Genomic DNA, 21,997 nt, shown 5'->3' with positions numbered 1-21,997 from the left:
CTTTTTTTTTGGATTGAATTTGGCCAGTTTCGTACTTTCACTACACAGTGCGCCGAGCGATACCGACACGCTCAATGCCCTGCAACGCTTTGCCACTTCAGCGCTGGCGCAGGGGCACACAATTCGCTGTATTTTCCTGTATCAGGATGGGGTCTATCACGCCTCCCCTTGCTTTGATTTAGCCAGCGATGAATTTGACCCGGCCAAGGTATGGCAAGACCTGCACAAGCAAGGCATTGAATTACATCTGTGCGTTACCGCAGCCACTAAGCGCGGCATCGACTTGGACCAATGCAAACACTTTAGTGTCTCCGGTTTAGCGGAGTTCGCCATGGAGGCGGCGCAGGCAGACAGATGGGTGCAATTTAAATGAAGCATATAGTGGTTATTAGCCAACAGGCCCCCTATCAACAGCAAAGCCTTAAAGAAGCGCTTGATTTGCTGCTTATCTTTGCCGCCATCGACCAGCAAGTGTCCTGGCTGATTGAAGGCGATGCGGTGTTCGGGCTATTGGCCGAGCAGCAGCCCAAACTACTTGGTCAGAAGGACTTCACCAAGGCCCTGAAGATGCTTGAGCTTTACGATATCGACAGCATTTATGTGTGCAGCGAGTCTTTGAGCGACCGAGGTATGGATGAGAGTGCACTCATCCTGGATGTAAAAAACGCTCTAGCGCAGGATAAACAAGCCCTGTTAGCAAAGGCAACTCAGGTGGTAGTACTATGAGTCACAACAATTTATTTATCCTCAGCCGCCCCCTTGCCTCATTGCCTTTATTAGCAAGCAAGCTCAGCAAAAACGATGCGCTCTTGCTGCGTGGCGATGCCTGCTACAACCCGGCGGCCTTTAGCATGTTTGAGGTGCCCGTTTATGCCCTGAAAACGGATGTGGATGCCCGTGGTACGCAGTCACGTTGTAGCAAGGTGCAGCTGATTGATGACCTGGAATGGGTCGCATTAACCCTTCAATTTCAAAGATGTATTAGTGAGTAACCATGATTGAATTTAACGGCCAACAACTTGAGACCGACAAAGAGGGTTATTTGCTTGATAGCAGCCTGTGGAGCCGTGAACTGGCCCCTATTATTGCCGCAACGGAAAACATCGAGCTCAGTGACGCCCATTGGGAAGTGGTGTTCTTTGTCCGTGAGTTTTACGAAGAATTCGACACCAGCCCGGCGATACGTATGCTGGTAAAGGCCATGGCCAAAAAGCTTGGCGAGGATAAGGGCAACAGCAAATACCTGTATAAACTGTTCCCCAAGGGCCCGGCGAAACAAGCCACGAAAATTGCCGGTCTGCCGAAACCCGCCCGCTGCATTTAATGCCACGTTAAAGTAAAAAAGGAGCCAATGGCTCCTTTTCTTTATGCTTTAGCTATTACTTAGTGTAACCACGCGGCATGTCCGAAGGCGTGGTATAACGCTCTCGTAGCTTGTCTTGACGGGCCTCGGTCGACACCTTCTCACCGTCAATCCAGATACCTTCAATCTTGGCATTCAGCTCAAACGGATCGGCACTCCAAAGTACCAGATCTGCCGCTTTACCTGCGCTGATAGCACCGGCATCAATATTGAATGCCTCGGCCACATTGCTGCTGATGGCCGCTAACGCGCCCTGCTGGCTCATGCCGTAAGATACCGCATTGCCGGCATCGAAACGCAGCTGATACAGGTTATGAGCACTGTCACCAGCGATAGTCAGGATCACCTTAACGCCTGCTTTTTCAAGCTTACCGGCATTAGCCAAATCCGCATGCATGGAATCAAAGTTGCCTGGCAGGTTGTCCATGGCGCTGATGATCACAGGCGTATTGCTGGCGGCAAGCTGCTCGGCAATCAATACCGCATCATGAGCACCGGCAAACACCATATTGATGTCGTACTTGGCTTTAAGCTTTAGTAACTCAAGCATTTCTGCGGCGCGTGATACGCCGATAAGCAGCGGCATGTCTTTAGCAAAGACGGCGTCTAAAACCTGAATTTCACGGTTGTGCGCATCGCTGTCTTTCTTTTCACGTTGCTTATGACCATCGAGTTTCTCGATCAGGGTCTGCATCGACAAGGCGCGTGAGCCCTTGCTCTTTTGTCCAAGCTCAATGGCCAAGGCCACATGCTTTTGGCTCACACTGTCGAATTCACCACTGAGCGATACCACAGAAGCAAGACCATTGAAAATGTCTTCGCTGCCGCCTGGCACGATCACGTCGCGGGTAATACCACCTTTACGTGCGTAAGGGATCAGCGATGAACGGGGATTAAAGGCAAGGCTTGGGTCAAAGGTGATTGAGGCTTTTTTATCGCTGCCATCACGTGAACCATCCACCGCACCCACTTCCACCAAACCCAGGTGATTTAGTGAGCCGATAAAGCCCGGTGTTAAAATTTTACCTTGTGCGTCAATCACTTCCTCGGCGTCAATTTGCGCCGGATTAACAGCAACAATTTTACCGTCTTTAATTAGCACAGACGCGTCTTTTAATACGCCCTGCTCGGTAGCGGTATGAATGGTAGCATTGGTAATAGCCAATGTTTGCGCGCCTGCGGATACACTCATCGCTAAGGCTGCGGCAACCGATGTCATTGTAAACAGTTTCATCTTGTTCTCCTTAGCGTTGGCCTAACATAAAATCACTTTGGGCTTGGTATTTCTCGTCATGGCGGTCATACACCTTGGCGCCATCAATAAATACCTGCTCGGCTTTGGCATAAACGCTAAACGGATTGTTGTCCCACAAAACCAGGTCGGCTTGTTTACCGGCGGCAAGAGTACCTGTTTTATCATCGATACCCAGGGCCTTGGCTGCATTTGACGTCAGCCACTTGATGGCGTGGGCTTCATCGATATTGAAACCATTTTCATTGGCGCGGTACATCACCTTACCCGCTTCCTGGTTTAGGCGCTGAATGGTGGTGTCTGAGTCGGAGTGAACTATGGCACAGGAGTTCTTCACCGCATCAACGATGGCAACATTTTCCTGAACCATGTCATAGGCTTCCATTTTAAAGCCCCACCAATCCGGCCACAGTGCTGCACAGCTGCTGTTTTCGGCAAGTAAATCGGCAATCTTGTAGGCTTCAATACCGTGGTGGAAGGTACCGGCGTGGTAATCAAACTCTTTCGAAAGGTCGATCATCATGGCCATTTCTTCTGCTTTATAGCAGTGGTTATGGATCAAAATGTCTCCATCGAGTACACCGCGCAGGGTGTCCATGGTCAGGTCGCGCTCGGGCGCCTGTACATTCTTGCCGGCGTCATAATCGGCATCGTACTTTTCCCAGGCACGCTTGTATTCTGTGGCATCAATCCAGGCATTACGATAACCGGCCATATTACCCATACGAGTCGATGGCAATACACCTTTACTGCCGTAAACACGCTTAGGGTTTTCACCACAGGCCATTTTTAAACCATAAGGTGCCTCTGGAAACTTCATCGCCTGCATAGTGTGGGCAGGGACGTTTTTCAAGGTTACGCCGCGGCCACCAATCAGGTTGGCTGAGCCCGGCAGAATTTGTAGCGTGGTAATACCACCTTCACGAGCACGGTTAAAGCCAGGATCTTGTGGCCATACCGAATGTTCAACCCATACTTCTGCGGTAACCGGGCTGGTCATTTCGTTGCCATCCTGGTGCGATGCCACTGCCGGGTTTGGATAGGCCCCTAAGTGTGAGTGCACATCGATAAGGCCAGGCGTTAACCATTTGCCTTGGGCGTCTAGGGTTACGTCGGCCTGAACCTGTAAGTCGGTACCAATTTGTTGGATTTTACCGTCGACCACATAAACATCACCGCCGTCGATACGCTGGCCGTCACCGGTCAATACGGTGGCATTGGTGATCAGCGTCGATTGACGAGGTAGCGGCTGATAGGTACTGGGGTAAGGGTTTTTATTAATGGTTACCTTATCGCCTTGCGGGCCTTCACTTTGTTGGCACCCGGCGAGCGTGATAGCTAAGGCTAACACGCTGAGGCTTGGTGTTTTTGTTAGCATTGTTGTTATTACTCCTATTTTTCGCACCACTGTAGCGAATAGTGCTACGAATTGCGAAGAAAATAGGTTAATAAGCGGTAAATCAAGATAAACGCCGGAGCGGCCAGCCCCTTGGGCCATCTTAGCTTTAGCTTGGTTCCATTTTGTGGGCAAATGTTACAAGAATAGGCAAGAGCCCCTGAATTAACAGGTACAAGGACGACCTGTACAAAAAAAAAGCATTTTTTTTTGCTTTTTATGTAAACAGATGAGATAGGGAAAATCTGTAAAAATAGGTAGTTAGGTTAAGGTATTCACAATTGACATAGATGCTTACATTCTGACTTATCCTGTTCATTCCATAACAACAAACGCGGTTCATACTTAAACAGCAATCAATGCACTAATAAGGAGAAAATCCATGAAACGCACAACTCTGTTAGGCTCTGCTGGCGTCCTACTCTTAGGAGCGCTTTCATCACACGCTATGGCCAATGAACAATTTGTTGCGGCTGATAACACCGTCGGTACGCAACTGTGTATGGCAATCACTAAGGATAATCCTTTCAAAATGGCCCAAGCGATGGATAAGCACAACATCCCACGTCATAGATTGACTAAACGTTTGTCATGCAACGACCTTAGCGTCCGTGAATTTGCAAGCCTTTATGGTTTTGAACGTAGTCTGAAAAAACTACGTCTCACTCCACTGACCGAGACATCTATTCGCGACATAGCCAAAGTACATGGCGACACCATCTTGGTGGTTTCTGGCTCGAAATAAATAGCCACAGCATTTACAGAGGCCCGCAATTGCGGGCTTCTTCTTTTTCAAAAGCGAAAACTTAATCAGGGCGTTTTTTGCACTGAGACTTACTCCCTTGTTATTTCGCTAAAATTACCGCTTATTAACCTTCGCAAAATGAACTCGACAATGAATATTATTGCAGTGAATCAGAACTTTGCCATACTTGGTGTACCCCTGAAATTTAGCGGTTTGCGGTTATGTGGAATACCTTGACTCAGTTACTTAGCGACACACTCAACAGCCCTTTTACCTTGGTGCACAAGCAACAGCTCACAAATTCTTCCGCCGATCACTTGTTTAAAATTTCCGATGGCCAGCACCAGTTTTTTGTCAAGGTCGCGCCTTTGGCCTCTCTCGAGCGCCTCGAGTGTGAAGCCGCCGATCTCGAACTGTTGACCAAAGAGTCCATGTTTATGGTGCCCGATTGTCTGCTTACCGGCACCACCTTGGAGTATTGCTTTAATGTACTTGAATGGTTAGATCTGGAGCCCAATACAGATCATGCCAAAGAGCTTGGCTGGCGGCATATGGGGGAATATCTGGCGCAGTTGCACGAAAAGCATGAACAAGGCATGTTCGGCAACGAAAGAGATAACTTTATCGGCGTCACTGCCCAGCCTAATTGCTGGCATAAAAAATGGGATGTGTTTTTCAGTGAAGACCGCATAGGCTGGCAATTACAGTTATTGGCAGAAAAAGGATTTTATTTTTGCGATATTGATGAGTTTGTCTGCCAGGTCAAAGATACTCTACACCATCACCATATCAAGCCTTCGCTCCTGCACGGCGATTTTTGGCGCGGTAATGTTGGCTTTCATGGCGGCGTTCCCTGCGTATATGACCCGGCTTGTTACTATGGTGATCGGGAAGTGGATATCGCCATGAGCCGCTTTTTCGGCGCCTTCCCCGATACCTTCTATGATGCCTACCAAAGCGTTTACCCCTTAAGCGAAGGCTATGAACAAAGAGAGCGCATCTATAACCTTTATCATGTGTTAAACCATGCCAACATCTTCGCCGGCCATTATTTGACTCAGGCCAAAGAAACCATAGATAAGGTGATCAGCGAAGGTAATTAAGGTCTAAATTTTCCAAGGCGCAGGGAAAACATAACTATACTTTAAGTGATGTCATTGGACTGTCATACGAGGTGGTTATGAAAGACTACAGCCTACAAAGGGTGCGCTGCCCTCATTGCGGCCACCATACATTTGTCGATGTCGACACCAGCTCAGGTGATCAGGATTACTATGAAGATTGCGCCGCCTGCTGTAATCCTATTCATGTCAATATGCATATAGACCAAGCCCTTAACAGGGTAGAGTTAAGGATAGATGCAGACGACGAGCAAATCTTTTAGTGCTGTTGCTTTAAATAACGCTGCACCGTTTGCACTATGGTGTAGGTTTGTTGATCGACCTCGATATTAATCTCGGTCCCCGCCACCATCTGACCGAGATTGGTGATAGCCAAGGTTTCCGGAATTAGGTGTAACCAGAACCCCTGCTCTGATAACTCCCCCACAGTTAGGCTGGCGCCATTCACACTGATAAAACCCTTATACAAGACATATTCCCGCCACTTGGCATCCATGGCTATGTGCATGCGACAGTTATCCTGGGTATCGATACGCTCTATAAGACTGCCAACACAATGAATATGCCCGGAAACTATATGCCCACCGAGCTCGCTGCCAAAAGTCATGGAGCGCTCAAAGTTTACGTTGTCGCCACATTCAAGTAGACCTAGATTGGTCAGCGCCAGGGTTTCATCGATAACATCAAATTGTACGCTGCCAAGGGCACCTGCATCGGCATGGTATTCAACCACGGTCAAACAACAGCCATTGACGGCAATACTGGCACCGAGTTCGAGGTTTTGCAGGTATTTAGACGGCACCGCCAACACTAAGCGCTGCACGCCATTAGTCAGGGTTTTACTTTGCACTTGAGCTTGGCATTGCACTATACCGGTAAACATCGTATTTCCTTTTTAAGTTGAAACCAACAGGATAGAATAGCGCTTTATTTTATCTGATGTTTTTTCACTTATGAAGTTTTGTACATGGGAAGCAAGTCGCCTGCTGCGCCTTGCCGCACCGGTATTTTTTGCCCAGGTGACCCTGGTGTTGATGTCTGTGGTCGACACCATTATGGCCGGTCAGGTCAGCGCTACCGACTTAGCGGCCTTGTCTATCGCTACCGGCTTGTGGAACCCTGTGGTATTCGCCCTGCTTGGAATTTTAATTGCGCTGACCTCACTGGTGGCGCACAGCTTTGGCGCCAAGGATGAAAAGGCCATTGCCGGTCACTTCCAACAGGCTTGTTATCTTGCCCTGATCCTGTGTCTAGTCGGCCTTATACTGGGGCAATCTGCGGATCAACTTATTGCCCTGCTCGACACCAGCGGCGAGATTAAATCCCTGGCCGGTGATTACATTACCTATGTGCAATTTGGCCTGCCCGGTTTTATCGTCTATTCCCTGTTTCGCAATGTTGCCGAGGGCAAGGCTTACACTACCCCAGCCTTTTATATTTCCATTATCGGTTTGTTGGTCAATATCCCCGCCAACTATATTTTTATTTACGGTAAGTTTGGCGCGCCTGCACTTGGCGGCGCCGGCTGCGGCGTGGCCACGGCAATTGTATTGACCGCCATGGGTGTCTCTTTACTTATCTATAGCATGATGAGCAAACGTATTAATGGCCGATTTCTTATCAATGCCTTTGCCCGCCCAAGTGTAAAAGCCATGTGGCAACAATTTAAGCTAGGTGTGCCCATCTCCTTGGCGATTTTCTTTGAAGTCACCTTATTTGCCTGTATTCCGTTATTTATCGCCTCCTTGGGTGCCGTGGTCGTCGCCGGACATCAGGTAGCTGCCTCGGTGACCACCTTGTTGTTTATGCTGCCCTATAGCCTGTCTATGGCGGTAGCCATACGTTTTGGTAATCTTTATGGCCAGGAAGACTTCCAGGCACTGCGTCGCTGTATGAGCACCAGCTTTATTCTCGCCGTTGCTATTGCCGCATTCGTTGCGCTAATTACCTATGTGCTGCGCGCCGATATTAGCGCCTTATATAGCGATAACCCCGAAGTACTGGCGCTGGCCACGGCGATTATGGTTCTCGCTTGTTTTTATCAGTTGCCGGATGCGCTGCAGGTGGTAACCAGTGGTATGCTACGCGGTATTAAGCACACAGCGCCTATCTCCTATATCACCTTTTTCTCTTATTGGTTGGTGGGTTTTGCTTTGGGTTATGTGTTGGGCCGTACGGATCTGATAGTCCCGGCCATGGGTGCCCAAGGTTTTTGGCTCGGCATCATAGTTGGGCTATCCTGTGCTGCAGTACTGTTAATTTACGTGCTGCGGAGGCGTCTTGCACAAGCTCCTTTTAATTTTTAGCACACTGATACTACTGGGGGGATGCAGCGATCCTCCCAGCGCCCGCTATAACGAATATCAATATCGTCTTGGCAAGTATCTAGCCATAGAGCAACAGAGCCAGGTTCGCCTATCAACTTGGCAGCGCTTTGACAGCGAGCCTCTTCCCCCAAGCCAAAGCATAAGCCTGTTGGCGCTGGCAGACATTAACCATTGCCGTCTGGCCAGCCATATTGCCGCACATAACAACCAACTTGGTAAGGTGGCCAGTGCCTCCGAGCGCTTTAAATATCATATCCGTTTTATCCAGTTGGTCGACCCTTGTCTCGAACATAGTCAAAGTACTGGCTTATCGGCTGAACTGCGCAGCGCCCTACAAGCGGAAAAACGCTTTAAAATGGCCCACGCCAAGCTGGCATTTAATCTAATGCTAAGCCGGGAGCCGGAGCTCAACCGACTCTTTACCCTCGCCGCCGCTGAGCTTGATTTTAACGAGCAGGCAGGACGGTCACAAAGCGCCGAAGCCTTAACCGTACTGGCCGATATGGCCAATGCGATAGCCGAAGAAAATTGGCATGCCATAGATGTAAATACGCTCACCCCGGCGCTGGCCAAGCTCAATGGTAACGATTATGTACGCAAGTTATTAACCTCGGCACGCAAACAAATTGCCCTAAACAATGAGTTGACCTCCCAACTCGAGCAAGTTTCTTTAACCTCCGAGATATGCCCACCTAAGCGCCGCAGCGACGCGGCCACCATATTACACAATATCTTCAACCTGTTTTTTATTAAGGAATTGCAGGGGTATCAGGGGCAACTCAGTGGTGCTTTGGAAGAATTTACGCCATTGTTGACGCAGGTGTGGCAATTTACCGGGAACAATAAAGATATAGAGGCCAAGCGCGCAATTGTTGGCACGCAGGAGCAAGCAAACCTATTGGCTCAACTTAAGACATCTAGCCGTAATCATGTGCGCTGGTGGCAAGGGTTTTACGCCCAGTGCGATATTAGTCCGGTATGAATAAAAAAAAAGCAAACAATCAGGAAATTAGCCAATTGCACTTGCTAAGCCCCTGCACACACTATATATTACACGGCGTTGCCAAGGGTTAGCTTCATGGCACAAAAAAACTAAATTGTACGACCGTAGCTCAGTTGGTTAGAGCACCACCTTGACATGGTGGGGGTCGGTGGTTCGAATCCACTCGGTCGTACCAATTCTCTAAAATACTTCTCGTATTCTGTACGACCGTAGCTCAGTTGGTTAGAGCACTACCTTGACATGGTAGGGGTCGGTGGTTCGAATCCACTCGGTCGTACCAAATCCTTAGCAAACTGCCGTAATCTATACTTGCTTCGAGCACTACCTACTCTCTATGACCCGGTCCAAAGGTCGGTGGTTCGAATCCACTCGGTCGTACCAATTCTCTACAATATTTCTCGTATTCAATAAAAACCCTAGCTCAGTTGCTTAGAGCACTACCTGCTCTCTATGACCCGGTCCAAAGGCCAAGTAGTTCGAACCTACTTTGTCGTGCCACTCATTCAAAAGCTGCCATCTCTTTGTCTGGATAAAACCCCGAAATACAACTGTATCTTACGACCACACTGCGAGAATTATGCTCTCTTTTCGGCTGAAAGCCCGACCTACAACGACCAGCTACTGCTCCGGCTCAGACCAGACCGCAAATTCGTTGCCGCTGGGCTCAATAAAATGAAAGCGTCGGCCGCCTGGGAAGGAAAATATGGGTTTGCATATCACCCCGCCGGCGTTTTCTATTTTTTGCTGAGTTTGCTCAAGGGCGCTGGAATAAAACACCATCAATGCCGAGCCGTTTTGCGTGCTGGCACATTGGTCGCTGGCATAGAAACCGCCGTCGAGCCCGGCACCACTAAAGGCACTGTATTCGGGGCCATAGTCGGTAAATTGCCAGTTAAAAACTTGGGTGAAGAAATCCTTAGTCGCGCGTAAATCCCGCGCCGGATACTCAATGTAATTAAACTTTTCGTGACTTGTAGTGGACATACTGATCTCATAATTCTGTGTCTGTCCTTTTACGCTAGCATAAAAAAACGGATACTTATAAAAAGTATCCGTTTTTCAATTTGCTTAGCGTTTCGCTGAGAGCTTAGGTCGAAAGCTTAGTCTTGGTGCTCAATCTTGGCCCAAGAATCGCGTAAACCTACTGTTTGGTTAAATACCAAATGCTCAAAGTGATTGTCGCGACAGAAGTAGCCGGTACGCTCAAACTGATAACCTACTAGTGGCTGGGCATCCGCCAGGCTTGGCTCAAGTTTGGCATTGCTGACAATCTTCAGTGACTCAGGGTTGAGCACGCTGGCGATATCATCTGCAGAGCCTGGATTAGGCACATTAAACAAACGGTCATACAGACGTACTTCGGCTTCGATGCAATGAGTTGCGCTCACCCAATGGATAACGCCCTTCACTTTACGGCCATCTTCAGGGTTTTTACCTAAAGTATCTGCGTCATAGGTACAGTAAATGGTGGTGATATTGCCATCAGCATCTTCTTCGATGCGCTCGGCCTTGATCACATAAGCATTACGTAAACGCACTTCTTTGCCCAGTACCAAACGCTTGAACTTCTTGTTCGCTTCAACACGGAAATCGTCGCGCTCGATAAATACTTCACGCGTAAATGGCAATTGACGTGAGCCCATTTCTTCCTTGCTTGGATGATTAGGTGCATCAAGCATTTCTACCTGATCTTCCGGGTAGTTTTCGATAACGATACGTACAGGATCAAGTACCGCCATAGCACGGGCGGCGTTGTCGTTCAGGTCATCACGGATACAGGCTTCAAGCATACCCATTTCAACCAGGTTATCCTGCTTAGTCACACCGATACGCTTACAGAATTCGCGAATAGACGCTGGTGTATAACCACGACGGCGCAAGCCAGCAATGGTCGGCATACGCGGGTCGTCCCAGCCATCAACATGACCATCAACCACCAATTGGTTAAGCTTACGCTTACTCATCATGGTGTATTCCAGGTTCAGGCGTGAGAACTCGATTTGCTGTGGATGACAATCAATGCTGATGTTATCAAGCACCCAGTCATACAGACGACGGTTGTCCTGGAACTCCAGCGTACATAATGAGTGAGTAATGCCCTCTAATGCATCGCTGATACAGTGAGTAAAGTCGTACATAGGGTAAATGCACCACTTGTCACCGGTTTGATGGTGATGAGCAAAACGAATACGGTAGATAATAGGGTCACGCAACACCATAAATGAGCTGGCCATATCTATCTTGGCACGCAGTACACATTCACCTTCTTTAAACTCGCCGTTTTTCATCTTCTCGAATAACGCCAGGTTTTCAGCGGCTGGGGTATCGCGGTATGGGCTGTTTTTACCCGGTTCAGTAAGGGTGCCACGGTATTCACGGGCTTGCTCTGGGCTTAAGAAGCACACATACGCCAAGCCTTTGTTGATCAGCTCAACTGCATACTCATAAAGCTTATCGAAGTAGTTTGATGAATATTCAATCTCGCCATCCCACTGAAAACCAAGCCAACTCACATCTTCTTTGATGGAGTTAACATAGTTAATGTCTTCTTTTTCCGGATTGGTATCGTCAAAGCGAAGATTACACAAACCTTGGTAATCTTGCGCGATACCAAAGTTCAAACAAATTGATTTTGCGTGGCCGATATGCAGGAAACCATTTGGCTCAGGCGGGAAACGTGTATGAGTTTTTTGGTGTTTACCCGACGCCAAGTCTGCATCAATAATATTACGAATAAAGTTCGTTGGGCGATTTTCAATCTCCGCCATTGGGATACTTTCCTCTGAATTCTACGTGGCTTTTAACCAAGTTATTATGACAAAATCTGCCGTTAACATACAGCTTTTAGTAGGGTCAAACCAGTTTTAATTCAAGGGTGTTACCATCTGGGTCATGAATGTATAAAGAACGACCAAAACCCGTGGCGCCATAGCGTGTGGCAAATATTAATGTCTCCATCACCCCTTTGCGTTTTAGCGTACGGATGAGCGCCTGCTCGCTCGGCGCCTTCACCTGCAAACAAATATGGGCTATGGGTGAGCTGCGTACATCCACCGCCGCCCCGCTATCAAGGCTGCCCTCGGTACTCAGTATGTCGATAAGCGCCGCACCAGCACGCAATTGATACAGGCCCTCATCCTCAAGTACCCGTTCAAGCATGGCGCCGAGTACCTCTTGGTAAAAAGCCAGTAACTGCTCTACCTTTGCAGTACGAATGACTACATGATCTAACCCCAGTAATTCCATAAACCACCTTTATTTGATTGAGATCTAAACTTGTTTCTATAGTTAAAGGTAGCGTGAAAAACACATAATCCGAAAGAGATAAGGAACCTGTATGTCTAATTCGACCGAGTCTAATTCAACCGAGTCTAATTCAACCATATCTGAGCCGGGCGCCCCTATGCAGTGCGCCAGGGATTTAATGACCGCCTCTCCCATCACCATAGCTGCTGATGCTGCCCTGTATGATGTTCATCAACTAATGCGCCAATACAATATTCGCCACATCCCGGTCACAGATGACAAGCAACACCTGGTGGGCATGCTGACGCAGAAAGTGATCATCGCCCAGGTAATGAAGATTATCTCGGTATTTGGCGCCGATGCCCTGGAGCGCAAAGAAAAGCAAACGCCTGTTAGTGAGATCATGCTGACTCGCTTTGATACCGTCGATTCCAGCGATCAGCTAATTGATATTGCCAAGTTTTTCTTGAATAACCGCCATGGCTGCATGCCGGTTTTAGAGGCGAAAAAGTTAGTGGGTGTACTGACTTCATCGGATTTCGTCAGGCTCAGTATTAGCCTGATGGAAAAGTCATAAAAGTTTAATCTAGCGCAACATCGTTGACATTTATCAGCACTAGAATGAAGCCAATGAAAACACCAAGGACTAAGGAACAATCATGGCTTCACAAAATCAGCACCGGGTCTATATCCCAACCAACGCCCGAGCTAACCAATATATCCTCGCCGAGTTTAAGCCCGACGAGGATTTTTATGCCTGTTTTAGCGATTATGCCAGCGCCCATCAACGCATAGTACGGCAGCTCTTTGCGCTGTGCGATGACGCCGAGCTATACAATGTGCACGTTTTAGTGAACGACAAGCTGCCTATCGTGCGCTTCCACGAGGAAGCCTATTGCTTAGAGACCAAACGCCAGCAATTGTTTTTCTACAACCCGCGCTATCACGAAGCCCACACCCTGCACGGCGATGACACACAAAAAGCCCGCAAGGTACGCTTATTATTCTTAGCCACAGGCGAGGATATTCGAGCCCACAGCGCCGATTTCCACTCCCGAGTAGCCAAGGTGCTGACAACATTGCAAGAGCAGTTACCAAACCAGGCACAACCCTTCAAGGTTCGCGATCATCAGCACCTTACCTATGATATTTTTGCCCGCGCCAAAGGCTTTAAAGAAAGTTACGGCTACAAGCTCAGAGCGTTGGACTCGCGTTATGAAGCACGCGGCTGTCCGCTGCCAGAGCACAGAGATCTCACCTATGCACGCTTTACCTTACCCCTAACTCGCCAAGTCAAAACCCAGCTACTGGATAACGACACCACCGACTTTGCCCAGTTTTACGCCCGTATCGCCGACGCTTTCGTCACCGCTTGCGAAGCCAAGCGACTGCCACGTCGTGCCATGGTGGCCAATGGCCGTACGCCCCTTATCCGTCACCGCGATATCGACACCAGCGCCCATAATGAAGAGCTGGAAAAGTTAAGCTTTTTGCCGTGCCAGGATAATACCCAAAACTATGTACTCTATAATGGCAACCAGCTGGTACAAAGTATCGACTTTGTGATCGTTGCCGGCACCGAAGACAAGCATGATATGGGTTATGGCCGTTTTATGAATCAGGTAGAAAGTGTAATCAAATCCCTGTGTACAGAGCTGCACGTTAACCCCGAACGTCAAGACATCAATACTCGCTTCTATCAACACCTAAGTTACGCCCTATAAGGCAAAAAATGCCCTCTTCTGCGCCGTCATTCCGCCCTGAATGACGGCCACTTCAACAACAAACCGAACTATAAACTCCCTGATTAAATCAAGTTTATTACCATTGGTTACAACGAGTTACGTGTAAACGGAATAGTTTACCTTGCTTACATACGTTCATGTATGTATATTTGCACTCTATTTCTCGATTTGTTGTTCTTAGAAGGTTGGATATGAAAGCAAAAACCCTGGTCGCCTTAACCATAGTCGCGACACTTGGCCTTAGCGGCTGTGAACAGTCGGGCGCGCAAGCTCAGACCCAAAGCGCACCGAGCGCGGTGGAAATTGAAGCATATCAGTTGCAGCCACAAACTGTGATGCAACACACCGAGTTGGTGGGCCGCACCGTGGACTTCCGCCAGGCGGAAATTCGCCCTCAGGTTAGTGGTATTTTGCAGTCCCGCCTCTTTGAAGAAGGGCAAATGGTTGAAAAAGGCGATCTGCTTTATCGCATCGACCCTGCTCCTTTTGAAGCCGCTCTTGCCAGTGCTAAAGCGAGCTTGGCCAAAGCCGAAGCCGCGGTAAAAAACACCACTGCCCGCGCTAAGCGTATTAAAAGCCTGCTCGGCACCAACTCGGTCAGCCAACAGGACTTCGATGATGCTGATGCCCAGCGCCTTGGTGCCCAGGCCGATTTAGCCGCCGCCAAAGCTGCGGTACTGAGCGCCCAAATCAATCTGGATTACACCAGTATTCGTGCACCGATCAGCGGTCAAATCGGTCGTTCTTTGGTGACCGAAGGAGCCCTGCTTACCGCGAACCAAGGTAATGAGCTGGCAACCATTCGCCAGTTAGACCCTATCTATGTGGACATGACCAAGGCGGCATCCAAACTGGCGTCATTGCGCCAGGCCATTACCACTAATGCCAGTAATACAGGTGTTGCCCCGGCGGTCCAGCTAAAGCTTGATGAGCAACTTTGGTATGGCCACTCTGGTGAGTTGCAGTTCTCCGAGGTCAGCGTTGACCCGTCGACGTCTATGGTTACCATGCGTGCGGTATTCCCAAATCCAGATGGTGAACTCCTACCCGGTATGTTTGTACGTGCCCAGCTTGAGTTAGGTAACACCAACAACGGCCTTTTAGTGCCACAAAAGTCAGTGGTGCGCACGCCTAAAGGTGAAGCCACCGTGATGGTAGTGAACAGCGAAAACACCATTGAGGTGCGCGTGGTCGAACTAGCTCAGCAGGTTGATCAAAGCTGGCTGGTAAACAAGGGCCTTAAAGCAGGCGATATGGTGGTGACCTCGGGTTTACAAAAAATCCGTCCTGGGGCGCTGGTTAAAGTTACCAACAACCCATCGGAGGCATAAGTATGGCGAATTTCTTTATTAGCCGACCAATCTTTGCATGGGTGATAGCAATAGTCATCATGCTGGCCGGTTTGTTGTCTGTTAAACAATTGCCGGTTGAGCAGTACCCTCAGGTAGCACCACCTGCGGTAACTATTACCGCCAGCTACCCGGGTGCGACGGCGAAAACCGCCGAAGACGCCATCACTCAGGTTATTGAGCAGGCCATGAACGGCATCGACAACCTGATGTATATGTCGGCACAGAGTGACTCTTTGGGTAATGTAACCCTGACCCTGACCTTTGAAACCGGCACAGATCCGGATATTGCCCAGGTTCAGGTGCAGAACAAGCTACAGCGCGCTATTCCACTGTTGCCACAAGAAGTGCAGCAACAAGGTGTAGCAGTTGCCAAATCGAGCGGCAGCTTCTTAATGGTTGTCGGCTTTATTTCCGAAGACGGTTCCATGACCCGTGAAGACCTTTCCGATTACGTGGTGTCAAACGTAAAGGATCCGATCAGCCGTACGCCAGGTGTAGGTAACCTCACGGTCTTCGGTAGCCAATACGCCATGCGTATCTGGTTGGATGCAGACAAACTCAATGAGTTTCAGCTAACACCAACAGATGTGACCAGCGCCATTCGTGTGCAAAACAACCAGGTGACCGCAGGTCAGCTAGGCGGTGCACCGGCTTTACCAGGTCAGCAATATAACGCTGCAATTACTGCACAAAGCCGATTGAGCAGCCCGGAAGAGTTCGGACAAATTCTGCTGCGCGTAAATGCCGACGGCTCACGCGTATTACTTAGCGATGTTGCCCGTATTGAACTTGGCGGTGAAAACTATGCGGTTATGGGTCGTTATAACGGCATGCCAGCAACCGGTTTTGCCATTGAGCTGGCTACAGGTGCCAACGCCCTGGATACGGCCAATGCGGTAAAAGCACGTTTAGCCGAGCTTGAAGCCTATTTCCCGGCTGGTGTTAAAATCACCATCCCATACGACACCACGCCCTTTGTTGAAGTGTCTATCAGCGCCGTAGTACAAACCCTGTTTGAAGCCGTGATCTTGGTATTCGTGGTTATGTATCTGTTTATGCAGAACTTCCGCGCCACGCTGATCCCGACTCTGGCCATTCCCGTCGTATTACTGGGCACCTTCGGCATCATGTCGGCCATGGGTTTCTCTATCAACACCTTGACCATGTTCGGTATGGTACTGGCCATCGGCCTCTTGGTGGATGATGCCATAGTTGTGGTAGAAAACGTTGAGCGGGTCATGAGTGAAGACGGCCTGGGACCAGTTGAAGCCACGCGTAAGTCCATGAGTCAGATCACCGGCGCCCTGGTAGGTATCGGCCTGGTATTGTCGGCGGTATTCGTACCCATGGCGTTTTTCGGCGGAGCCACCGGTGCCATCTATAAGCAGTTCTCTATCACTATCGTATCGGCCATGGCGCTGTCGGTGCTCGTTGCTATCGTCTTTACGCCGGCCCTGTGTGCCACTATTTTGAAGCCAATCCATGGCGATCATCATAACAAAGGCGGCTTCTTCGGCTGGTTTAACCGCACCTTTGACCGTGGTAATGACAAATACGGTAAGGCCGTGGGCGGTCTATTGAAGCGCCCTGTTCGCTCTATGGCTTTATACGGTGTGATCGTGGCGGTAATGGCGCTGATGTTTGCCCGCCTGCCGTCGTCTTTCCTACCAGAAGAAGATCAGGGTATCTTCCTGACCATGGTGCAATTACCCAGTGGTGCCAGCCAGGAACGTACCGAAGCAATTATGACGCAAGTATCGGATCACTATGGCAGCGAAGAAGCGGTGCAGTCTGTATTCACCGTAAGCGGCTTTAGTTTTGCCGGTCAGGGTCAAAACGTCGGTCTTGCCTTCACCCGTTTGAAGGACTGGAGTGAGCGTGACGAAAGCCAAAGCGTGCAAGCGATTATTGGCCGCGCCATGGGCAAGTTCTCAACCATTAAAGAAGCGCAGATCTTTGCCTTTAACCTGCCACCTATTGTGGAATTAGGTCAGGCCACCGGCTTTAACATGTTCTTGCAAGACCGCGGTGGTCTGGGCCACGAAGCCCTGCTGCAGGCACGTAACCAGTTCCTCGGCATGGCCGCACAACGTCCAGAGCTGATGGCAGTTCGTCCAAACGGCATGGAAGATGCGGCGCAGCTGCAAGTAGATATAGACCAGCTTAAGGCTCAAGCTTTGGGTGTGCCAATTAGCGAGATCAACAACGCCTTGTCTATCGGCTGGGGTTCAACTTATGTGAATGACTTCGTTGACCGTGGCCGCGTTAAGAAGGTGTACGTGCAGGCAGACGCCGAGTTCCGTATGACTCCGGAAGACTTAAGCCACTGGTATGTGCGTAACAATCAAGGCGAGATGGTGTCATTCGACAGCTTTGCCAGCAGCCGCTGGGTGTATGGCCCACAACGTTTGGAGCGTTATAACGGTATCTCGGCGATGGAGATCTTAGGTCAACCGGCACCAGGATACAGCTCGGGTACGGCGATGGCCGTAGTAGCCGAATTGGTAGACCAACTACCGGAAGGCATCGACTTTGAATGGACCAGCACCTCGTATCAAGAAAAGATGTCTGGCTCACAGGCGCCCTTCTTGTACGCCCTGTCGATCCTGGTGGTATTCCTGTGCTTAGCGGCGCTGTATGAGAGCTGGTCGATTCCATTCTCGGTGATCATGGTGGTGCCATTGGGTATCGTCGGTGCCCTGGGTGCGGCCTTTATCTTCGGTCTGGAAAATGACGTCTACTTCCAGGTGGGTCTGTTGACCACCATGGGTCTGGCCTCGAAAAACGCCATCCTGATTGTGGAGTTTGCTAAAGACCTGCAACAACAAGGTCTGGATGTTATTAAGGCAACGCTTGAGGCTATCCGCCTGCGTTTACGCCCTATCATCATGACCTCACTGGCCTTCTCACTGGGCGTATTGCCACTGGCGATCAGTACAGGTGCGGGCTCGGCGAGTCGTAACGCCATAGGTATCGGCGTACTAGGTGGTATGGCAACGGCGACCTTCCTGGCAATCTTCCTCGTCCCAGTGTTCTATTTGGTGGTACAAAAAATCTTTGTACGCAATAAATAATACCAATTCTGTTAAGTATGTGATCAGAGATAGCGCTGGATAAATGATGTGATAACAAGGCGGAGTTTTTCTTATGTAGATATCCTACATAGAAAAATTCCAACGCCGTAAGCATGATATTTAGCCCGCTAGAATGATTAGCTATTTAAGTGAATTGGTATATGCAGGCACTGCAAGCCGGGCTAATTTAGCCCGGCTTTTTTAGGCCTACAAATAAGGTATCGAGTAAGGGCTCAACCTGCTTGGTCAGGTTCATACAGCCCGGGTGCTGTAGATACTGACTGAGCAGACCCACAAACAAGGCATTGAGAGATATCGCCGCATCTTCGGGGCGAATACAAGGGTTCAATTCGCCATTATCCAGGGCACGATTAAAGGCCAAAGTTAAAGTCGCTATTACTTCCTGATTTAATTCTTTTTGCTGCGCCACCACGGGATTAAGCTCTTCCACATATTCACAGCGATGGAACACCACGGTGAGCACGCGATAATATTGTGGCTCCTGCTCAACCAAGAGCATAGAGCGGCAAATCACATCTTTCACCTGTGCCAAGGTGCTTTGTTCATTGGCCTGCTGCAGTTCACTCAGCATCATTCTAAAGGGCAAGCGAATACGCTCAAGCATGGCGTTAAATAGATCGTTCTTATTGGCAAAATGCCAGTAAATGGCACCTCGGGTTACCCCCGCCGCGGCGGCAATATGCGCCAAGGTGGTACAGGACACGCCATGATCAAAGAATAGTTGTTCTGCAGCATCGAGGATGGCCGCCCGAGTCTGCTCTGCATCGGCCTTACTTCGCCTTGCCATTATGCTTGCCTATTAGTTTTAGTTGCTGATTATATTAACATATTAGTTACCAAGTTTGACCAGCTAGTGTGGATTTAGGGCATAATTTCCATATAAAAAAAGGGGCTATTTGCCCCCAACTGCTAAGGTAACTTAACTTATTACTCGATCACCACAAAAGGCATATTTATGTTTGCCGCATTGACCTCAGACACCCACAGATAATTACCCGGTGCCAAATCGACGCTGACATAGCCATGGTTACCGGCACGCATCTGTTCAATGCCGCCTAAAAAGGTCACAGGTGCCGGCGCGCGTAAGCCACCGACATTAGTCCAGTCCATCCAAAAATACACCTGCTGTAAATCCGTACCCTCTTCGAGCTTCGCCAGATGTAGGTCATAGGGTAAAAAGCCCGGCGGGTTTTCACCTATATCGATACGAAAGGTGTGTTTACCCGCTTTCACCACCTCTGGTCCGCTAATGCCGGTGTTGGCGACTGTCAGATTATGAGTGGCATCGGGTAGCTCCTGCTCGGCGGGACCGGGATGGACCTGTATCTGATGCAACATCCCCATCATCGTGTGCCATTGGCCATCAGGGGCTTTCACATAGCATTCGAGCAAATAGATGCCGGGCTTATCGATATTAAAGGTCGCCTCGACGCTGTGGCCATTGGACAAGAGCCCGGCGCCCCCTACCCAGGTCATTTGCAGGCCCCAATCCGGGACGTTTTGCTCTAAGAATGGACCTATATCTGCTTTGGTCATTTCGCCGCTGCGCAGCCCCTGCATAATGGGGTCAAACGCAGGTGCTACGTCTCGGAGCTGATCCTCTATGGTCTTCCCCTCCACCAGACGATACATGGCCACAAAGTGCTCCTGGCCACCGCGATTGGTAAACGCAAAGGTTGTCCAGCCGGTGGGTAAATAATCCGGCGCCAAAATGGCGTACTCTGTGGTGGTGACATCTACCTTATTGACCGGTGTTAACTCAGCCCTTGGCACAGCCTGTGGCAACGCCTGTGGCGTCATCTTTTCTTGCTCATTGCTCGCCACTTCGCTTTGAGGTGCTCCACAAGCCGATAACATACAGACCAGAGCAAAGCTAAAAAGTGACTTAAATATATTTAACCCAGGCACATAAACCCCCTTGGTTCAATTTGGCGTTAAGGTTAAAGCCTAGTTAAAAAGGATGATTTGGCAACCTATCATTGCCACCCTGGTGTGGGTCGGTAAGAGAAGCTTGTATTAAGTGATGGCTATGAGCGAAGTGCAAGCGTTGATAACGCCCAAGACGGGGCGATAACACACGGGCTAAAATTAGGCACGAAGTGGCGCTGCCCATGTGTTAGCGTCCCTGCGAGCAGCGCGAGTGCCTTGAGTGGTTTGTTATGTGCTTCGCTCAGTTTTTATTAAAAGCGCAATTGCGGTTAAAACGTGGAACAACATACCCAAAATGAACCACAATAGTGCGCTACGCCCTGATGTTTTTGCCCACCATGCACAGAAAAAAGCGAACAAAACTATAGCTAAACCACTATGTCTTAAGGTCTCTTGAATTTTTGAGATGTCTGATTTTGCTTTGTTTTGAGCTGTCTCCAGTTCCCAGACTTTAGATTGAAGTTTACTTACTTTACTTTCTAATTCTGAAGTAGTTAATTGTTCTGACGCGTCGGATGCGAAAACAGAACTTTGGAGTCCGAGAAACATAAAAAACACTAAAAGTAATTTGCATTTCATTGCAGTAAATCTCCTTTGGCACATAACGCCGCATTCAGCGGCTTGTCCGCTGCAATGCTTTGTTATGCCAAATAGCTAAGCAAAAAACTCTCTACATCACGGATCATATTTTCTACATCCAGATCGGTGAACTCCTCTGGCTTACCGTGAGCAGCGCTGTTCCGTATATCTGCAATCGCCGTTATACGTTTTTGTTGAAGCTTGTTATAGGCACCGGCTTTTGCTAGTTGCGCATTCATTGTGTCTAGCTTGCCACATGGAATTGAGTTGCTGTCGCATAGATCCCGTAAAGCCGTTTCTAGAACAACCCCACAAATAACAGCAGAGGCCAACTTATAACCACTAGAAAGCAACTCCTTTGCTTGCTCTAATTCACTATCGAAAACCTCTGCTTGAACTAAATACTTGAGAGTGGCTAAATATCCACCATCAAAATCTTCTTTGGCAGCCAAGAATATCGCACCAAGTCGTTTCTTAATCGAGTAATTTGACTCCATGCCGCTACGATTTTCGCCTTTCTCGAAAGCAATAAAGTGCTGAGAGCTCTCGCCACAGGCTGTGACCAATAAGTTTTTGACCTTTACTTTCCACCCAGTAAAAAGCTCATAATCAATAGTTTCAGTAGCCCCGTATGCGCCATTAACAGATCTCTTGGTTTTTTCAATTTCATCTAACTGAGTTTCTAGCTCAGAGAATCTTTGCTGTAGTTTTTTATTCACAAAGTACCTTTTTACGGAATTGGCCTAAAAGGGGCATAACATGTTTATAGCGAGCGAATCGCGCGTTTTTCTACTACGCTACCGCTCACTTTTCTGAATGATATATTTTTAACAGACTAGTTAAC

Annotated in this window: 23 protein-coding genes and 2 tRNA genes; 15 read left to right on the top strand and 10 right to left on the bottom strand. The window is 48.9% G+C overall.

The features are described from left to right. The first annotated feature begins 19 nt into the window (after nucleotides 1-19). Genes tusD through C2M17_RS00110 form a run of 4 tightly spaced genes read left to right on the top strand, consistent with a single transcriptional unit; the run spans nucleotide 20 to nucleotide 1,324 of the window. Nucleotides 20-373, top strand: coding sequence for a sulfurtransferase complex subunit TusD (gene tusD, locus C2M17_RS00125; protein WP_105198871.1), 354 nt, complete (start codon nucleotides 20-22; stop codon nucleotides 371-373). Then, nucleotides 370-726 carry a sulfurtransferase complex subunit TusC gene (tusC, locus tag C2M17_RS00120; RefSeq protein ID WP_105198870.1) on the top strand — a complete coding sequence of 119 codons (357 nt, stop codon included), beginning with the start codon at nucleotides 370-372 and terminating at the stop codon, nucleotides 724-726. Before tusD ends, tusC begins: the two co-directional genes overlap by 4 nt. Next, entirely contained in the window at nucleotides 723-992 is a 270-nt protein-coding gene (locus C2M17_RS00115; RefSeq protein WP_105198869.1) for a DsrH/TusB family sulfur relay protein, read from the top strand. Before tusC ends, C2M17_RS00115 begins: the two co-directional genes overlap by 4 nt. A 2-nt stretch (nucleotides 993-994) precedes the next feature. Next, nucleotides 995-1,324, top strand: coding sequence for a TusE/DsrC/DsvC family sulfur relay protein (locus C2M17_RS00110; RefSeq protein ID WP_105189849.1), 330 nt, complete (start codon nucleotides 995-997; stop codon nucleotides 1,322-1,324). Between the two features lie 55 nt (nucleotides 1,325-1,379). On the opposite strand, the gene C2M17_RS00105 is transcribed toward C2M17_RS00110, so the two are convergent. Both C2M17_RS00105 and C2M17_RS00100 read right to left on the bottom strand, forming a co-directional pair. Continuing rightward, nucleotides 1,380-2,597, bottom strand: coding sequence for an amidohydrolase family protein (locus tag C2M17_RS00105; protein ID WP_105198868.1), 1,218 nt, complete (start codon nucleotides 2,595-2,597; stop codon nucleotides 1,380-1,382). Between the two features lie 10 nt (nucleotides 2,598-2,607). Beyond that, on the bottom strand, nucleotides 2,608-3,993 hold the full coding sequence (locus C2M17_RS00100; protein WP_105198867.1) for an amidohydrolase: 1,386 nt from the start codon (nucleotides 3,991-3,993) through the stop codon (nucleotides 2,608-2,610). Between the two features lie 400 nt (nucleotides 3,994-4,393). On the opposite strand from C2M17_RS00100, the gene C2M17_RS00095 reads away from it, so the two are divergent. The 3 genes from C2M17_RS00095 (at nucleotide 4,394) to C2M17_RS00085 (ending at nucleotide 6,140) form a co-directional block, all read left to right on the top strand. Beyond that, nucleotides 4,394-4,756: a DUF3718 domain-containing protein gene (locus C2M17_RS00095; protein ID WP_105198866.1), complete on the top strand. Its 363-nt coding sequence runs from the start codon at nucleotides 4,394-4,396 to the stop codon at nucleotides 4,754-4,756. A gap of 221 nt (nucleotides 4,757-4,977) precedes the next feature. Then, nucleotides 4,978-5,859, top strand: coding sequence for a fructosamine kinase family protein (locus C2M17_RS00090; RefSeq protein WP_105198865.1), 882 nt, complete (start codon nucleotides 4,978-4,980; stop codon nucleotides 5,857-5,859). A gap of 77 nt (nucleotides 5,860-5,936) precedes the next feature. After that, on the top strand, nucleotides 5,937-6,140 hold the full coding sequence (locus C2M17_RS00085; RefSeq protein ID WP_105198864.1) for a CPXCG motif-containing cysteine-rich protein: 204 nt from the start codon (nucleotides 5,937-5,939) through the stop codon (nucleotides 6,138-6,140). Here C2M17_RS00085 and C2M17_RS00080 read toward each other — a convergent pair. Next, the gene (locus tag C2M17_RS00080; protein WP_105198863.1) at nucleotides 6,137-6,760 is read right to left on the bottom strand and encodes a riboflavin synthase subunit alpha; all 624 of its coding nucleotides are present in this window, start codon (nucleotides 6,758-6,760) and stop codon (nucleotides 6,137-6,139) included. The two genes, C2M17_RS00085 and C2M17_RS00080, sit on opposite strands and share 4 nt — an antisense overlap. A gap of 70 nt (nucleotides 6,761-6,830) precedes the next feature. Here C2M17_RS00080 and C2M17_RS00075 point away from each other — a divergent pair, with 70 nt between their 5' ends. The 4 genes from C2M17_RS00075 to C2M17_RS00060 all read left to right on the top strand — a co-directional run bounded on the left by C2M17_RS00075 (nucleotide 6,831) and on the right by C2M17_RS00060 (nucleotide 9,487). Continuing rightward, on the top strand, nucleotides 6,831-8,183 hold the full coding sequence (locus tag C2M17_RS00075; protein ID WP_105198862.1) for an MATE family efflux transporter: 1,353 nt from the start codon (nucleotides 6,831-6,833) through the stop codon (nucleotides 8,181-8,183). Continuing rightward, entirely contained in the window at nucleotides 8,158-9,186 is a 1,029-nt protein-coding gene (locus C2M17_RS00070; protein WP_105198861.1) for a DUF3080 family protein, read from the top strand. The genes C2M17_RS00075 and C2M17_RS00070 overlap by 26 nt, the downstream gene beginning before the upstream one ends. Nucleotides 9,187-9,305: 119 nt before the next feature. Next, nucleotides 9,306-9,382, top strand: a tRNA-Val gene (locus tag C2M17_RS00065). A 28-nt stretch (nucleotides 9,383-9,410) separates the two neighbouring features. After that, nucleotides 9,411-9,487 (top strand) — tRNA-Val (locus tag C2M17_RS00060). A 338-nt stretch (nucleotides 9,488-9,825) separates the two neighbouring features. Here C2M17_RS00060 and C2M17_RS00055 read toward each other — a convergent pair. The 3 genes from C2M17_RS00055 to C2M17_RS00045 all read right to left on the bottom strand — a co-directional run bounded on the left by C2M17_RS00055 (nucleotide 9,826) and on the right by C2M17_RS00045 (nucleotide 12,453). Continuing rightward, entirely contained in the window at nucleotides 9,826-10,191 is a 366-nt protein-coding gene (locus C2M17_RS00055) for a VOC family protein (RefSeq protein WP_105198860.1), read from the bottom strand. Between the two features lie 116 nt (nucleotides 10,192-10,307). Then, nucleotides 10,308-11,975 carry a glutamine--tRNA ligase gene (gene glnS, locus C2M17_RS00050; protein ID WP_105198859.1) on the bottom strand — a complete coding sequence of 556 codons (1,668 nt, stop codon included), beginning with the start codon at nucleotides 11,973-11,975 and terminating at the stop codon, nucleotides 10,308-10,310. An 85-nt stretch (nucleotides 11,976-12,060) separates the two neighbouring features. Next, nucleotides 12,061-12,453: a VOC family protein gene (locus C2M17_RS00045; protein ID WP_105198858.1), complete on the bottom strand. Its 393-nt coding sequence runs from the start codon at nucleotides 12,451-12,453 to the stop codon at nucleotides 12,061-12,063. Between the two features lie 157 nt (nucleotides 12,454-12,610). On the opposite strand from C2M17_RS00045, the gene C2M17_RS00040 reads away from it, so the two are divergent. The 4 genes from C2M17_RS00040 (at nucleotide 12,611) to C2M17_RS00025 (ending at nucleotide 18,624) form a co-directional block, all read left to right on the top strand. Beyond that, nucleotides 12,611-13,030 carry a CBS domain-containing protein gene (locus C2M17_RS00040; RefSeq protein ID WP_105199091.1) on the top strand — a complete coding sequence of 140 codons (420 nt, stop codon included), beginning with the start codon at nucleotides 12,611-12,613 and terminating at the stop codon, nucleotides 13,028-13,030. Nucleotides 13,031-13,112: 82 nt separating this feature from the next. Next, a complete protein-coding gene (locus C2M17_RS00035; protein ID WP_105198857.1) occupies nucleotides 13,113-14,177 on the top strand; it encodes a DUF3083 family protein in 1,065 nt (354 codons plus the stop codon). Between the two features lie 212 nt (nucleotides 14,178-14,389). Beyond that, nucleotides 14,390-15,529, top strand: coding sequence for an efflux RND transporter periplasmic adaptor subunit (locus C2M17_RS00030; protein WP_105198856.1), 1,140 nt, complete (start codon nucleotides 14,390-14,392; stop codon nucleotides 15,527-15,529). 2 nt (nucleotides 15,530-15,531) lie between these two features. Then, a complete protein-coding gene (locus tag C2M17_RS00025) occupies nucleotides 15,532-18,624 on the top strand; it encodes an efflux RND transporter permease subunit (RefSeq protein ID WP_105198855.1) in 3,093 nt (1,030 codons plus the stop codon). Nucleotides 18,625-18,811: 187 nt separating this feature from the next. On the opposite strand, the gene C2M17_RS00020 is transcribed toward C2M17_RS00025, so the two are convergent. The 4 genes from C2M17_RS00020 to C2M17_RS00005 all read right to left on the bottom strand — a co-directional run bounded on the left by C2M17_RS00020 (nucleotide 18,812) and on the right by C2M17_RS00005 (nucleotide 21,872). Then, nucleotides 18,812-19,432 (bottom strand): TetR family transcriptional regulator, encoded by a 621-nt coding sequence (locus C2M17_RS00020; RefSeq protein ID WP_105198854.1) that lies wholly within the window; start codon nucleotides 19,430-19,432, stop codon nucleotides 18,812-18,814. 140 nt (nucleotides 19,433-19,572) lie between these two features. Then, nucleotides 19,573-20,553 (bottom strand): hypothetical protein, encoded by a 981-nt coding sequence (locus C2M17_RS00015; protein ID WP_105198853.1) that lies wholly within the window; start codon nucleotides 20,551-20,553, stop codon nucleotides 19,573-19,575. A gap of 249 nt (nucleotides 20,554-20,802) precedes the next feature. Beyond that, nucleotides 20,803-21,153 (bottom strand): hypothetical protein, encoded by a 351-nt coding sequence (locus C2M17_RS00010; protein ID WP_105198852.1) that lies wholly within the window; start codon nucleotides 21,151-21,153, stop codon nucleotides 20,803-20,805. A gap of 62 nt (nucleotides 21,154-21,215) precedes the next feature. Beyond that, entirely contained in the window at nucleotides 21,216-21,872 is a 657-nt protein-coding gene (locus C2M17_RS00005) for a DUF4145 domain-containing protein (RefSeq protein WP_105198851.1), read from the bottom strand. Between the last annotated feature and the right edge of the window lie 125 nt (nucleotides 21,873-21,997).

Origin of the sequence: Pseudoalteromonas sp. T1lg10 (assembly GCF_002964545.1) — a bacterium.
Classification (GTDB): domain Bacteria; phylum Pseudomonadota; class Gammaproteobacteria; order Enterobacterales; family Alteromonadaceae; genus Pseudoalteromonas.
Note: the sequence above shows the minus strand (reverse complement) of the source record. Positions and strands in the feature narration are given on the sequence as shown.